The organism is Nostoc sp. ChiSLP03a, from assembly GCF_034531215.2.
GTDB lineage: Bacteria > Cyanobacteriota > Cyanobacteriia > Cyanobacteriales > Nostocaceae > Nostoc.
Genome location: NZ_JAVRBQ020000029.1, coordinates 26,023 through 41,184, shown reverse-complemented (window position 1 = coordinate 41,184; position 15,162 = coordinate 26,023). Strand labels below are relative to the sequence as shown.

Here is a 15,162-nt window from a genome sequence, read left to right as displayed (position 1 = left end):
GTTAGCCTAATAGTTCATCCTATGTGTTTCTGGTTATCACCTACCTCTCGTCATGCTTATGGCTAAAACAACTAGGATTTTTGGCGCAAATTCTCTAAAGTTTAAAAGCAGAAGTCGAGAAACGGCAAGGACGCGCAGGCTCACCGCCCTAGCTCACTTTTTACGTTTGCCTTTGTACTTCCTGGTCGCTTTGCTATGCATTGTCGGTTCACCAGTGCTAGCAAAAGTTCCTGGCTCAATCAATTCTTTATCCCAACTACCAATAAATAGTATAATATCGCTGGCTGTGCCCACTGATGCCGCCTCACTCTTACAGCAGGGCAAAGTTTTATACAGTAATGGCAACTTTACCAAAGCTGTAGAAGTTTTACAACAGGCTGTCCAAATATATAAGCAGCAAGGGGAGAGCCTTGGACTAGCAGTCACATTGGGCAATCTTTCTTTAGCTTACCAGCAACTCGGTGCATGGAATCAGGCGCAGCAGGCAATTACAGAAAGCTTAAATGTACTCCAAGAACCGGATAAAAACCAAAATCTGCAAATATTTGCCCAATCACTAGATATTCAAGGTCGTCTGCAATTGGCAATGGGAAAGTCCGAGGCGGCTTTGGCAACTTGGCAGCAGACAGAAGAAATTTACAAACAAGCAGATAATCAAAGTGGCGTAGTGCGATCGCTAATCAATCAAGCACAAGCGTGGCGTACCCAAGGATTTTACCCGCGAGCGATCAAAACACTCGATCGAATAAGTCAGACGTTAAAATCTCAACCAGATTCTCTAGAAAAAACAGTGAGTTTGCGATCGCTCGGTGATGCTCTTTTGGTATTGGGCGATTTGAAAAAGTCACGCCAAGCATTAGAAGAAAGTCTGATAATTGCTCAAAATCTCCAATCAAGCGCTGATATTGGGGCTAGTCTGTTCAGCTTGGGGAATAATGCCCGCAAACAAAATCAAAAGGAACAGGCGATCGCCTATTATCAAAAAACAGTCGCAGTATCTCCCTCACCCCTCACAAAAGTTCAAGCACAACTCAATCACCTGGGACTACTGATTAAAGATAAAGAATGGGCAAAGGTGCAAACTCTTTTGCCATCGATTGAATCCCAACTCAGGCAACTCCCTCTCAGCCGTGCGAGTATTTACGCTCATGTTAACTTTTCACAAAGTTTAGCAAAAGTCAAGAGTGGTGTATTACAAGCATCGAGTCATAGTTTTTACTCAGGATTAAGTACAAAAGATTCAGCAAAATTACTCGCTAGTGCCATCCAGCAATCCCGTAGTTTAGGAGACAAGCGGGCAGAGGCTTATGCTCTGAAGAGTTTAGGCGGCTTGTACGAAGAAACCCGACAGTGGTCAGAAGCGCAAGACCTGACCCGGCAAGGATTAGCTTTGGCACAGAGTAGCAATGCACCAGAAATTACCTATAGCTTGGAATGGCAGTTAGGTAGATTGCTTTGGGCAAAAAAAGATATTAATGGTGCAATCGCCGCTTATGATGCTGCTGTAGACACCCTTGAGTCTCTGCGAAGAGATTTAGTAGTCAATAAAGATGTAGTCAACCAGGATGTGCAATTTGATTTCCGGGACAGTGTAGAACCTGTCTACCGCCAGTCAGTAGAGTTACTGCTGCAATCTCAAAAAGGAAAACCAAATGAACAAATATTGGAGAAAGCACGCGAACGGATTGAAGCACTCCAACTAGCAGAATTAGACGACTTCTTTCAGGAAGCTTGTCTGCAAGGTCAGAAAGTAGCCCTCGATCGAGTAGTAGACAAAGATAATTCCAAGGCTGCCATTATTTATCCAATTATTCTTCGTGACGAACTCCAGGTAATTGTCAAAATTCCTAAACAACCTTTGGAAAGCTACAGTACCAAGATTTCCCAAAGAGAAGTAGAGCAACTCTTAATAAAACTGCGAAGAAATCTTGTCGATCCAACTGCTACTAAGATCGTCCAAACCCAATCGCAACAAGTTTACGGCTGGCTGCTTAAACCCATTGAGTCACAATTACAACAAAGTGGCGTCGATACGTTAGTGTTCGTCCTAGATGGGCCATTACGCAATTTACCAATGGCAGCTCTTTACGATGGTAAACAATATTTAGTAGAGAAATATGCGATCGCCCTGAGCGTCGGTCTACAACTCCTCGACCCGAAACCGCTAATTAAACAGCAGCTCAGAGCGCTAACCGCAGGACTGACTCAGCCGCCGCCAGGATATCCTAAGTTTGCACCATTGCTAGCGATCAAATCTGAATTTGATGGTATTGCCAAAGCAGGAGTTTCGACAACCAGCCTATTGGATGGAGATTTTAAGAAAAAGAAATTGGAAAGTGAAATTGATGCTGCTTCATTCAACATAGTGCATTTGGCAACCCACGGTCAGTTTAGCTCTCGCCTTGAAGACACTTTTATTTTAGATTTCGATGGTCAGATCAATGTCAAAGATTTTGATACTCTCTTCCACAGCCAGAGTAAAACCGTAGTAGAATTATTGGTTTTGAGTGCTTGCCAGACAGCAACAGGAGACAGCCGGGCAGCACTGGGTCTTGCAGGAGCAGCTGTCCGAGCTGGGGCACGTAGTACCATCGCTTCCCTGTGGCAAATTGATGATGAATCAACAGCGATGTTTGTTAGTGCCTTTTATCGAGAACTCAAGAGTGGCAAAATCACCAAAGCCGAAGCAGTCCATCGTGCCCAACTACAACTGCTGAAACATCCCAATTACAGAGCGCCAAGCTTTTGGTCTGCCTATGTTTTGATTGGCAATTGGTTGTGATTTGGGGATTGGGGATTGGGGATTGGGGACTGGGGATTGGGGATTGGGGATTGGGGACTGGGGATTGGGGATTGGGGATTGGGGACTGGGGATTAGGGACTGGGGATTAGGGACTGGGGATTGGGAATTGGGGACTCGTTCATCTAGCTCAAAACCTCAAATCTCCCAATCACCAATCACTAATCACCAATTACCTAATCTAGTGCCATACTCTTCTTTACCTTGTTGTTGGGAACGAATGAAACGACAGTAACCGTTAAGACCTTTTTCAATCTGGTCTTTAAGTTGACTAACCCAGTCTAATTGTTCTGTATTGCAGTACCCCAGACTTTCAGCAATAATGAAGGCACTTTTAGTCTCAGTTAATGAACCACGAGCAATGTACATAAAACGCAATCTATCTAGATAATGATAACGTCCGTAGCCCTCAGCTATGTTCAGTAAAACACTACAAGCCGATCTTCGTAATTGATCGCTCAAATTGTAACGCTCAAAAGTTGGCAACCTATCTGCTAGTCGATAAGCTGCTTTTAGTAGCTTGACGCTATCTTGATAGAAGTCTAAAGACTCAAAACCTCTATCTCCCATATCATCTTAATAATATACAAACAATCCCTCAATTTTATGGGATATTTTTACCTAATCCCCAGTCCCCAGTTCCCAGTCCCCAATCCCAATTATCTTTTTTTAGTATTCAGTTTTGTGGCATAAATTTATTGAATGCGGGTGATATATACATAGCAGCATTGAACCCTAGAAATTGACTTATGAATAACTCCACCTATCAGCTAGATGATTTCGCTTTAACATTGCCAATTTCCCAAACAGCTCGCATAACTGCCCAGCAATTTGCTAACCAGCAACCAAATCTTGAAAAAGCAGAGCAAGTGCGGCTGAATACTTTAGCTGTATGGGTGGTGAATGACTACTTGCAGATGATGGATATTCCTACCGATCTTCAAGCTAGTGACAGTTGGAACCCAATTGTGCGCCTTTGTGGAGATGTGGCTGATTTAGAAGTGCCCTCAATTGGCCGTCTGGAGTGTCGCCCTGTCCGTTTGCATCAGCAGATATGTTTTGTTCCTCCAGAAACTTGGGAAGAACGGGTGGGTTATTTAATAGTTCAATTTGATGAATCGCTTGAAGAAGCAAGGCTGCTTGGTTTTATCCCTAGTGTGACAACCCAAACAGTTCCTTTAGCGCAACTGCAACCATTAGAAGCGTTTATCGATCGCATCTGGGAACTGCGTCAATCCCCACTGAATTCATTAGTAAATTTGAGTCAGTGGTTTGCTGGTATATTTGAGACGGGCTGGGAAACTATTGAATCGCTGTGGAACGCGCCGGAACTCATGCCAACTTATGCCTTTCGCAGTGTTGAAACTTTAGAATTAGATACCCTCAAACAACCAGAATCAATTACTAAACGGGCAAAAGTGATTGATTTAGGTATCCAAATCCACAACCAACCTGTGATGTTGATTGTGGAAATCAGCCCCGAAAAAGATGGACAAACTAGTATTCATCTCCAATTGCACGCCACTGGAAATCAAATTTACTTGCCACCAGGAGTTCATCTCACTGTTATAGATAGTTCAGGAGCAGTATTTTTAGACGCTCAATCTAGAAAATTAGACAACTACATTCAGTTGCAGTTTCGTGGTGAACCTAGAGAGCAATTTAGTGTTAGGGTCGCCTTGGATAATACCAGTATTACCGAATATTTCCGAATTTGAAATATGTAACTATCTTCCTTGTTTGTCGGTAATTTATTAAGTGATAATTCATTAATTGAAAATTAAAAATTAAAAATCCAAGCCAGCTTTTGGGGATTTTGAAAAAAATCTATGAACACTTGTGAAGCTTGCGATCAGACATTAGAACAGGGCACGATCTTGCATGGGGAAATAGCGACGGTTATGGGTAAATTAGTGGCGATCAAATTTGGAGAGGGTAGTTTTGAGCAGGGGTTTGCTGTCACCCTCCAAATTGGTGAAGAACACGAGCGTGCTACAACCGAAATCACCGGGAGGCTCCCTTCATTCCCGGAAATGCCGCTCTATTATAGTCATTGGCAGTCTAGTTATCGGCAGATAGGCAATCGTTACCGCCTCCATGCTGACAAAATGCAGGTGACGAATGTATCAATGGTGCAAGACTGCGAAAACGCTTCTCATATTTTGCGCGCACGCTTTAATACCTGGTTGCGAGCAGAGGAGTTTCGCCCTTTGAGGGAAAAATGGTTAGAAAAATTATCATCCAGCGACGAAGTACGGGTAATTCTGCAAACAGAAAATAGCCAATTGCAGCTATTACCTTGGCATCTGTGGGACTTGTTAGAACGCTATCCCAAAGCTGAAATTGCCCTTTCTTCACCATCTTACGATCGCATTCCCAAGCCACGTACTCTCAATCAATTAGTCAATATTTTGGCAATTGTCGGCAATAGTAAAGGGATTGACACCCAAGCCGATCGAGCTTTACTGCAACAGTGTAGTAACGCAGAGGTGAGCTTTTTGGTAGAACCACAACGTAAGGACTTGACAGATCATCTCTGGAGAAAAAACTGGGATATTCTCTTCTTTGCCGGACACAGTTCCAGTCAAGGAAATGGCGAAAGCGGACGAATTTACCTGAATAGAACTGATAGTCTGACCATTGGCGAGTTAAAGTACGCTCTCAAAAAAGCCATTGAAAATGGTTTGCAATTAGCTATATTTAACTCCTGTGATGGATTGGGATTGGCACGGGAATTAGCTGATTTGCAAATTCCTCAAATAATTGTCATGCGCGAACCCGTCCCAGATCAGGTTGCGAAGGAGTTTTTAAAATATTTTCTCCAAGGTTTTGCTGGTGGCGAGTCTTTATATCAAGCGGTACGCCAAGCACGGGAACGCTTGCAAGGACTTGAGGATAGATTTCCTTGTGCAACTTGGCTACCAGTGATTTGCCAAAATCCGGCGCAGATACCACCGACTTGGGATGAATTAAGGTCTACAAAATCTGAAGATGAAGAGCCAGCAAGTTTACCTTTGTCTAACAAACGCAGATTTAAGAGAACTGTGTTATCCAGCTTGGCAGTTACAGCTTTGGTTTGTGGCGTGAGATTGGTGGGATTGCTAGAAAATCCAGAGATTCAAGCCTTTGACCTAATGATGCGATCGCGCCCCACAGAAGGACTCGATCCCCGACTGTTGATTATCACAATTGACGATGAGGATTTAGCAATTCAAAGACAAAATGGCGAGTCCTTAATTGGAGCTTCTATTTCGGAAAAATCTCTGAATAAACTCTTAGCAAAACTGAATCAATACCAACCCCGCGCGATCGGCTTAGATGTCTACCGTGATTTTCAGGCCAAAGAGCCAGATTTAATTACTCGTCTCCAGCAAACTCAGAACTTGGTTGGCGTATGCAAAGGAAGCGATCGCACAGGAAATATCAAAGGCATTAAGCCGCCACCAGAAATCCCTCCAGTAAATCTGGGATTCAGTGACTTTATTCACGATCGCGATGGAGTTATTCGTCGGCATCTTCTGTTCATGAAGCAAGAGGCGACATCATTGTGTACTGCTGAATATTCCTTCAGTTTACAACTAGCATCCCTTTATCTGCACCCTTTAGGAATTCAAACAAAGTTCACCCCTGAAGGAAATTTGCAGTTGGGTAAGACTATTTTTGAGAATTTGAAGTCTCGTACTGGTGGCTATCAAAATATTGATGCGAATGGCGGTCAAATCTTACTCAACTATCGTTCTTCAAAAGAAATAGCCGAACAGGTAAACCTAACGCAATTTTTATCTAGTCCAATTAACCCCAACGCCATCAAAAACCGGATTGTTCTCATTGGTGTGACTGCAAAGGGGGATTCTCCAGACACCTGGCCTACACCTTATGGCATTCCTTTAGACGAGCAAATGCCAGGAGTACTGGTACAAGCTCACATGATCAGCCAGATTCTTGGTGCAGTCCAAGATGGGCGACCGTTGCTGCGGGCTTGGTCATGGTGGGCGGAGATCGCCTGGATTTGGGTCTGGTCTTTGATTGGGGGAGTCCTGGTTTGGCGCAAGCTTTCGTTACCCTGGTTGGCGTTAGCAATGGGTGTTGCTTCTAGCGTTTTGTATGTAGTTTGCTTTGGTCTGTTAATTTCTGGTGCTTGGGTGCCTTTCGTACCGTCGGCTTTATCGTTGTTAGCTATGGGAGTTTTAATGTCAATTTATAGTAATTTAAAAACAAAAGTGCGGATGGGGAATGGAGAAGAAGCAAGAGAGCAGGGAGCAGGGGGCAGGGAAGCAGCAAAGAAATTGCAGTAAGTTTTTTCCCTTTGCCCTCTGCACCTCTGCCCTTTTTCAATGCCCAATCTAAAATCTAAAATCCTATGAGGTCAGGTTTCTATGAATTCAAATTCACAACCGATAAAGCTGTTTTTAGTAGTAGCTTTTAGCTGTACAAGTTTATCAGTTAGTCTGACTCCAGTACTGGCGAAACCAACCCCTAACCGCTCTGATACTAAAACAATCCTTGCTCAAGCTAAAACCTTTAATCAACCTCCAATTCCAGCTGGCTCTCCTCCTGGAGGTCGCGTTCGTGGTGGAGCGAAGCGTGGGGAACCTGGATGTCCTACAACTAAAATTGACTTGACTGCTTTAGTACCCTTTACTCAGGAAGCTAACTCAGTGATTAATGTCTGGGGACAAACAACAGTAGAACATCCAAGTTGGTTTTTCTATGTGCCATATACCAAAAATTCGCCATATACAGTTGAATTTGTACTGCAAGATTCAGACGCTAACGAGGTATACAAAAAAGCGATCGCTCTACCGGATAAGCCCGGAGTCATCCGCGTTTCTTTGCCTAGCACTGCTCCCACTTTAGCAGTAGGTCAACAATACCGCTGGTTTTTCACCATTAACTGTGACAAGCAACAGAATGCTCCCCCAACTTTTGTTGAAGGGGTAATAAAACGAGTTAACCTCAGTCAACCAACAGTCAAACAACTAGAAACGGCAGAACCTCTAAAGCGTTATGCTATCTATGCCCAAAATGGGATATGGTACGAGGCACTGACAACGTTGGCTGAACTGCGTCAACAAAATCCTCAAGATGCAGCCCTGAAAGCAGAGTGGCGAAATTTGTTAAGCAGCATCCGCTTAGATGATGTTGCCGGAGAACCCATTGTTCCAGGAACACCTTAAACTAGGAAAAAATTTTTAATATAGCAAGGGACTGGGTGAAAAGCCTTTTTGTGTCTAAGTTTTATCGTCTGTTGATGTCCTAACCACCTTGACTGTTGCTATAACTATAAGGTTTGGGCATAAGTTTCCCAGAGGTTCTACTGGAGCTTTCATCAAGGTCTACTTCCAGTTTATGGCTTAACCGCCTTGGCGGTTGCTATATAAGCAAAAATTGATGTAGAGACGTTGCAATACAACATCTCTACAGTTGTGTTGTTTAGTTTGCAGCAGCACTTACTAAACCATTGTGCCTGAGCAAAGCGATCGTACTTGGTTCGCGACCCCGAAAAGTTTTAAACACCTCCATTGGATGCTTGCTACCACCGAGTGCTAGTACCGTATCCCGATAACGCCGACCTGTCGCTTTTATCGCTTCTTCATTTTCTAGCCCAGCTTCTTCAAAAGCGGCAAAAGCATCAGCACTAAGGACTTCAGCCCATTTATAACTGTAGTAACCTGCTGCATAGCCACCCTCAAAAATGTGCCCAAAAGAACACAATATTGAATCTTCTGGAAGTGGTGGTAAAACAGTAGTAGTCTTAGCTATGCGATGACGCACATCTGCTGGAGTTTCATTGCTACCGGAACGATAGCGGTAGTGTAGTTCTAAATCAATACTGCTAAGGTGAATTTGCCGTAACATACTAGTACCACTCATATAATTACGCGCCGCTAGCAGCTTTTGATAATAATGCTCTGGTAGGGCTTCTCCAGTTTCGTAATGTTTAGCCATACCAAACAAAGTGGGTCGCTCATAACACCAGTTCTCCATAAACTGACTGGGTAGTTCCACTGCATCCCATTCCACATTATTGATACCTGCGGCTCCAGCATAGTCAACCTTGGTGAGCATGTGGTGCAATCCATGACCAAACTCGTGGAACAAAGTCTCTACCTCATAGAAAGTCATCAAACTCGGCTTGCCATCTACTGGAGGAGTTTGGTTGCATATCAAATAAGCCACAGGCAACCGAATGCCAGCTGCACCATTTTCATTTTTGGCACGATTGATACATACATCCATCCAAGCACCACCACGTTTTTCTGCTGGACGGCTATAGGGATCTAAGTAGAAGTAGGCGATGGGAGAACCAGTTTCATCGGCTATTTGGAAATAACGGACATCTTCATGCCATATTGGGGCTTGACCATCAGCAGGAGTTACTGTAACACCAAACAACCGCTTAACAAGTCCAAACAAGCCATCTAGCACTTGAGGAAGAGGAAAATAAGGACGTAATTCTTCAGCTGTAAAGGCAAATTTTGCTTCTCGTTGGCGTTCTGCCCAAAAGCTGATGTCCCAATGTTTTAAATCTTGATATTCTTCTCCATAAGATGCAGCAAAAGTTTGGAGTTCTTTTAAGTCTTTGACAGCAGCATCATAACTGGCCTGACGTAGTTCTTCTAATAGTGCTTCGACTGCCTCAACATTAGGAGCCATTTTACTTGCAAGGCTCAACTCGGCAAAACTCTTAAAGCCAAGTATATCTGCGAGTTCTTGCCGTAACTCCAAAATACGCACAATTAACGGGTTATTATCTAAATCACCACTAGAAGCGCGAGTGATATGAGCTTTGTAGAGCTTTTCACGCAAATCTCGACGGGTGCTGTGCTGCATAAAAGGGCCATAGCTGGGGAAGTCTAAAGTAATGCGCCAAGGGCCATTTTCTGGTGTGGCGTTCTCTTCTCCTGCCGCACGAGCCGCTTGAGCAGCTAAACTTACCAAACTTGGTGGTAAACCGTCAATTTCCGCTTTTGTTGTCAGGGTTAAGCTAAAGGCTTTCGTGGCATCAAGTACATGGTTAGAGAATTTAGTAGAAAGTTCTGCCAACTCCATCTGAATGGCGTTGAAACGGTCTCTTATCTCTCCTTTTAAGCCAACACCAGAAAGTTCTGCATCTCGAATGGCGGCTTCCACAATGCGCTGTTGAGCTAATTCTAAAGTTGCCCAATTATTACTGCTACGGAGTGCCTTAAAAGCATTGTAGATGGGTTGGCTTTGACCGAGTTTGTTGATAAATTGTACGACTAGTGGCTGTACGATTTCATGAGCTTCGCGCAGTTTTGGGCTATTTTTAACACCCATTAAATGATTTACCACCCCCCAACTCCAGGTAAGCCGTTCCGTCAGCTTTTCTAAGGGTTCTACTAAACCACTCCAAGTCGGCTGTACATTAGCCTCTAAAGTGGCAAGTTGCTGGTCAAGTTCTGCTAGCAACTGATTGAAGGCGGGTACTACTCGTTCTGGTTTAATCTCTGTAAATTGAGGTAAACCAGTGCCTTGGAGTAAGGGATTATCAGAAATAATGGTACTTGCACTCATAGTTTTGTGTGAACTGCGAACGAATAAAAATCAACAATGATTTTTAGTTATATATCTTCTAATGTAACGATCGCTGTGCTATTTAGTATTGCCATTATAGAAAAAAGGCAAAAAAGCGAGAATTACTGACAATTTTTAATGTTGCTCCTGGAGGTCGGGATAATTACAAGATATGGGAAGAGGGACAAGTGCCTGTAGTAATCTTTGAAATGACTTCGGAGGGCACTAAAAACCAGGATACAGGTTTCAAAAAGACGCTGTATGAGCAGTTAGGGGTATTGGAATACTGGTTATTTGACCCCAAGGGAGAGTGGATTAAGGAGCAATTACAAGGGTATCGGCTGCGAGGCGAGGTATATGAGCCAATTACAGATAGTCGATGTGAACCTTTGCAGCTGCGCTTGCAGATAGAGGGGCAACTGATTGGTTTTTATTGAGAAGACACTGGAGAAAAGTTGCTGATTCCAGAGGAATTGGCAGAGGCACTCAAACAGGAAAGAGTGGCCAGGGAACAAGCACAGTCGCAGGTAGAAAGGTTGAAAGAACAATTACGATCGCTCGGCGTTGACCCTGATACTATCTAGCCATACATTTGCGACGATCGCAGAGTGGGTTTACTCACATCTTGCACCTAGCCCTAGCGATTAGAAATCCTTAGCAAACCGAAAAGGAAGGCTCCAGATTTCCATATTTATGATATTATTTGGCAACTCATCTTTTTACTCGTAAAATCGAAGACAAGATCGAGGTCAGTAGAAAAGAGTCCCTAAATTAATGAATACGTTAATCAGTCAGGGTGGAAGAGCTATCACTAAATTTCAGGTGGTAGACCGGATAAACGATATCGCTTGGCAAGCTCACCAAGGCAGCGTTGCGGCGATTATTCAGTTATTGAACGAAAAGCTAGCCCAGTCGTGTGTCAGAACTAGAGCCATTTTTTCTGATGGCGTCTTACAAATTCTGTGCGAGGCGGCTAAAGTAGAGCAACTTGAGCAATCTCCCCTAGTAGAACAAATCCAGCAAATTCTTGAGTATATCGCCCCGCGTCACATTCGCCGTGTTAAAATCAACAGCCGGATTGTTCGAGAACAACAATTGCTGTGGTTAAAGGAAATAGATAGCGATCGCGAAAATCAATTGCTTTGGTCACAGGAAATTACATTAATTCAGCCAAATGTTGTAAAGCAATTAATTAAAGATTTCACAGAAGCTCAAGCTGAACTAGGAAAACCAAATTATCCTAAAACTCAAGTCTCTCGTCCTTTAGTACTCATTAACAAAGAAAAATCCAAAAATAAACCTAAAACAAAGATATTAGCAGCAGCTGGTTTATGCTCGCTGTTATTGCTTAGTTGGGTTGTTTATGCCCAGCTAGGAAATAAATTCAAAAACCTCATACAACCAGAAACTTCCAAATCTTTAACTACAGAAAATACCAACGATAGCAAAGCCCAAACACCATCTCACGCTCCTAACAATAGCTTTTCTGAGCCTTCTGACGATCCATTTCAAATATCTGTGCGAATTGCCAACCAAGCTTCTGCATCTGGAAAAACAGCTACAACCTCAACTCAGTGGTTAGAGATTGCTGCTAAGTGGCAACGGGCTTCAGATTTAATGAGTACGGTACCACAAACCCACAGCCGTTATCAAGAAGCTAAAATTCGTACTCAACTTTATAAAAAATACAGTGAGGCGGCACAGAAAGAAGCAGATAAGAGCAAATCTTAGTTTTTTTCAATTGGAAGACTTCGATTAGTGATTAGTATTACAACAGCGATCGATGGATTATTCACTTTACTTATCGCGCTTCATCCAAGCGCGTAAAACTAATTTCAATGGCTAACGCTTTTCTTGGGGAATAAAAGCAAATTCCCCACTTGATAATATTACTTATACCACCGAATAGGCGCGAAAGGGTTTTAGATAACACATATTTAATTTCTGAAGATATCTATAAAAAAATCGACCTTATTGTGAATAAAGTCGATTTAATCAGGCGGATTCATTTGTGGGGCCAATCCAAAATCCAAAATCCAAAATCCAAAATGTGTATGTCCCCTAACTCAAGAGTTCTCCTGTTTCTTGCAGGGAGTGCAAGCGGCGATAAATACCCTCGTGACGCAAGAGTTCATCGTGGCTACCCATTTCTACAATCTTTCCTTGCTCTAGAACGACAATTTTATCAGCTTCTCGGACTGTGCTTAAACGGTGGGCAATAACAATGGTGGTGCAAGTGCCCTGAATCGATCGCATCGCTAGCTGAATTGAACGCTCAGACTCATAATCTAAACTAGAGGTAGCTTCGTCAAAAACCAGCACGTCTGGTTCCACCAACAATGCCCTAGCAATTCCCAAGCGTTGTCTTTGTCCTCCAGATAACCTGACACCTCGTTCTCCCACGACGGTGTAATAACCTTTGGGTAAGTGCTGCACTACTTCATCGACTCTGGCAATTCTACAGGCTTCCTGAACCTGCTCGAAAGTGGCATTTGGTCTGCCGTAGGTGAGGTTATCCAAGATAGTACCGTTGAAAACGTCTACTTCTTGGTGAACGATCGCTAATCTCCGTCTATATTTACCCACATCCAAAGTGCGAATATCTTGACCATCAATCAGAATTTGACCTGCTTGAGGTTCAAAATATCGCAACAACAATTTTACTAAAGTAGACTTACCAGAACCAGAGCGCCCCACTAATGCTACCGTTTGGTATGGCTCAATCAACAAGTTAATATCTTGCAAAACTTGACGGTTGGCATCATATCCAAAACTAATATGAGATAACTCAACTTTTCCAGTAAATTTATAAGGTGATTCTGTCTGGTTATTCTCTTCTAAAAGACTGGCTGAATCGGATGCAGTTGGCTCTTGGAGAAATTCGTGAAACCGCAGCATGGAAGAATAACGACGGGCAAAAACTTCTGCCAAGCTACCAATAGGTTCTAATTCGGCATAAGCCATACTAGAAAGAGTTAAGGTCATGACAAAGTGACCGAGAGAAATTTTTTCATTTACTGTTGCAGCTAAAGTCAAACCCAGAATTGTAAATACACAAAACTGAATTACGGTTCTTTGCCAAGTACCCAATATCGTATAACCTTTGTGGATGCGATAATCAAGCACTGTTAGTTCTCGATCCAAACGTTGCTTTTGCCGCTTCAGTTCCCTAGCTTCTGTAGCAAATGCTTTTACCGTTTTGATATTGGTGATTAATTCGGAAGTGCGGCTTTCGGTGTCCTCTGCATACTTATCCAGACGACTTTCGTACCTAATGAGCTGTTGTAAACTCCTCAAGCTGAAGCTGAGAATAATTACAAAGGAAATTAGATATAAAATTGCAATCCGCCACTCAATGAACAAGATAAACACAAAAATACCCAGCACACGAGCCAGTTTAGGAATCAACTGTCCCGTAACTTCAGGGTAACTAAAAGTATGATTAGAAATACCTCTAGCTACTCTGCCGGCAATGCGTCCAGGGTTATTTTCATCATAAAATTCTAGTGGCAGAGTCAGAACTTTAGCGATCGCTGTTTCGTTTTTTTCTCGACGCGACCTGAAAGCTATATCCCAATGAAACCAATTGGTTAACCAGGGTTGTGTTGGCGCTCTCACTACGGTGACAACGAAAATTAAACCCAGTAATACACCCAAAGATAGAGTTTTATTAACTGGGTAATTGGTGATGTCCGAAAAAGTTGCGATCGCACTTTGAAGTGGTTTGTCCAAGGGTTGAGCAGACAAAACGTTTAAAATCTGTCCGATCGCATAAGGAACAACCAAATCAATAATTTCGTAAACGCTGGATGCTGTAATACTGAAAACACTCGGCTTCCAGTAAGAGCGAAAGTAATTGACAATATCTTGAAATTTGGCCATGATGCACACCGTCCAAGAGCGCGATCGTAAACTTGGATTTTAAATACTACAAATGTATTACAAAAATAGTCAAGAGCTAGCTGACAAATCACTCTTTGGGAGTAGTTGGTAACTCTTGAGGTAAAAATTCGAGGCGATAGCGGTAGAGAGCAACTGGTCGAAAACCAGCTTTAAAATAATCTGGATCTTGGGGTGAAAGATAGACAGCAGTAACTTGATCTGCTTCAATCGCCGGATTAGATGTTGAAATTTTATGATAAGCCGTAGTCGATTCTACAGAGTTTAAATAGGGGCGCGAACCGCCTTTAAATAGTTGTTGAAACACTTCTGTGGTGATGAACTTGCCATCAGAGGTAGTTTCTGTAGCACGTGCAGTCACAATAGAAACTAGTTGGCGACTGCTACGCAAGAACGTAATTTGACGATTAGGTGAATCTGGATCTACTTTGACTGATAACACTGCTTCATCCCCTAAATAAGCTCTTGCCAAATTCAAGCTATTAAATGCTCTATCCGCTACTAAAATTGGGGATTTGTAACCTATCTGAGGAAGTATTTTTAACCCAGAAATAGATGGTTGCTCTTTCACAAATCTTACTACAAAACTCACAGGTTGATTTAATTGTCGGCGATTACCTTCAAACCCTGGAGTTACGATTTCTGGTGCTAAAGGTGCAGCTAAATCTACTAAGGTACTTGTAACTTCCCAAGTTCCAGCCATCCATTCAGGGTAAACTAAATCACCTGAAGCCGGTTGCACTGAAGTTAGTTTTTCCCATTGGGGAAAATTTGCTAACCTTTGAGACAACTCTCCTGCAAAAGCTTCACCACCCCACACAAGGAATAAAAATAGCAAGCAAAAACTCCAAATTACCTTCATTACAAGCATTAGCAGTTTTGTATTTAATGGTTATTGTTTATTGATTAAAAATTAAGTAATT

9 protein-coding genes and 1 pseudogene are annotated in these 15,162 nt (G+C 42.7%); 6 read left to right on the top strand and 4 right to left on the bottom strand.

The annotated features are described in order from the left end of the window. Positions 1 to 58: 58 nt before the first annotated feature. A complete protein-coding gene (locus RMY32_RS03855) occupies positions 59 to 2,782 on the top strand; it encodes a CHAT domain-containing protein (protein WP_409882191.1) in 2,724 nt (907 codons plus the stop codon). A 183-nt stretch (positions 2,783 to 2,965) separates the two neighbouring features. Here the strand turns inward: RMY32_RS03855 and RMY32_RS03850 are convergent, their stop codons facing one another. Further along, a complete protein-coding gene (locus RMY32_RS03850; RefSeq protein WP_322708998.1) occupies positions 2,966 to 3,370 on the bottom strand; it encodes a four helix bundle protein in 405 nt (134 codons plus the stop codon). Between the two features lie 179 nt (positions 3,371 to 3,549). On the opposite strand from RMY32_RS03850, the gene RMY32_RS03845 reads away from it, so the two are divergent. From RMY32_RS03845 to RMY32_RS03835, 3 genes are all read left to right on the top strand, one after another. Further along, positions 3,550 to 4,518 (top strand): DUF1822 family protein, encoded by a 969-nt coding sequence (locus tag RMY32_RS03845; protein ID WP_322708997.1) that lies wholly within the window; start codon positions 3,550 to 3,552, stop codon positions 4,516 to 4,518. Positions 4,519 to 4,701: 183 nt separating this feature from the next. Continuing rightward, entirely contained in the window at positions 4,702 to 7,095 is a 2,394-nt protein-coding gene (locus RMY32_RS03840; protein WP_322709065.1) for a CHASE2 domain-containing protein, read from the top strand. A gap of 81 nt (positions 7,096 to 7,176) precedes the next feature. Next, a complete protein-coding gene (locus RMY32_RS03835) occupies positions 7,177 to 7,977 on the top strand; it encodes a DUF928 domain-containing protein (RefSeq protein ID WP_322708996.1) in 801 nt (266 codons plus the stop codon). Positions 7,978 to 8,233: 256 nt separating this feature from the next. On the opposite strand, the gene RMY32_RS03830 is transcribed toward RMY32_RS03835, so the two are convergent. Beyond that, positions 8,234 to 10,339: a M3 family metallopeptidase gene (locus tag RMY32_RS03830; protein WP_322708995.1), complete on the bottom strand. Its 2,106-nt coding sequence runs from the start codon at positions 10,337 to 10,339 to the stop codon at positions 8,234 to 8,236. 119 nt (positions 10,340 to 10,458) lie between these two features. Here RMY32_RS03830 and RMY32_RS03825 point away from each other — a divergent pair. Then, positions 10,459 to 10,923, top strand: a pseudogene (locus RMY32_RS03825) (Uma2 family endonuclease); the annotation flags it as partial. Between the two features lie 190 nt (positions 10,924 to 11,113). After that, the gene (locus RMY32_RS03820) at positions 11,114 to 12,070 is read left to right on the top strand and encodes a hypothetical protein (RefSeq protein ID WP_322708994.1); all 957 of its coding nucleotides are present in this window, start codon (positions 11,114 to 11,116) and stop codon (positions 12,068 to 12,070) included. A 330-nt stretch (positions 12,071 to 12,400) separates the two neighbouring features. On the opposite strand, the gene RMY32_RS03815 is transcribed toward RMY32_RS03820, so the two are convergent. Both RMY32_RS03815 and RMY32_RS03810 read right to left on the bottom strand, forming a co-directional pair. Further along, entirely contained in the window at positions 12,401 to 14,221 is a 1,821-nt protein-coding gene (locus RMY32_RS03815; protein WP_322708993.1) for an ABC transporter ATP-binding protein, read from the bottom strand. A gap of 88 nt (positions 14,222 to 14,309) precedes the next feature. After that, positions 14,310 to 15,110, bottom strand: a complete 801-nt coding sequence (locus RMY32_RS03810) for a DUF6816 family protein (RefSeq protein ID WP_322708992.1) — start codon at positions 15,108 to 15,110, stop codon at positions 14,310 to 14,312. Positions 15,111 to 15,162: the final 52 nt, after the last annotated feature.

Bases quoted from the DNA above. Each gene is read 5' to 3' on its own strand.
- RMY32_RS03810 (WP_322708992.1), bottom strand. From the start codon at position 15,110: ATGCTTGTAATGAAGGTAATTTGGAGTTTTTGCTTGCTATTTTTATTC.
- RMY32_RS03835 (WP_322708996.1), top strand. From the start codon at position 7,177: ATGAATTCAAATTCACAACCGATAAAGCTGTTTTTAGTAGTAGCTTTT.
- RMY32_RS03840 (WP_322709065.1), top strand. From the start codon at position 4,702: ATGGGTAAATTAGTGGCGATCAAATTTGGAGAGGGTAGTTTTGAGCAG.
- RMY32_RS03850 (WP_322708998.1), bottom strand. From the start codon at position 3,370: ATGGGAGATAGAGGTTTTGAGTCTTTAGACTTCTATCAAGATAGCGTC.
- RMY32_RS03820 (WP_322708994.1), top strand. From the start codon at position 11,114: ATGAATACGTTAATCAGTCAGGGTGGAAGAGCTATCACTAAATTTCAG.
- RMY32_RS03845 (WP_322708997.1), top strand. From the start codon at position 3,550: ATGAATAACTCCACCTATCAGCTAGATGATTTCGCTTTAACATTGCCA.
- RMY32_RS03855 (WP_409882191.1), top strand. From the start codon at position 59: ATGGCTAAAACAACTAGGATTTTTGGCGCAAATTCTCTAAAGTTTAAA.
- RMY32_RS03815 (WP_322708993.1), bottom strand. From the start codon at position 14,221: ATGGCCAAATTTCAAGATATTGTCAATTACTTTCGCTCTTACTGGAAG.
- RMY32_RS03830 (WP_322708995.1), bottom strand. From the start codon at position 10,339: ATGAGTGCAAGTACCATTATTTCTGATAATCCCTTACTCCAAGGCACT.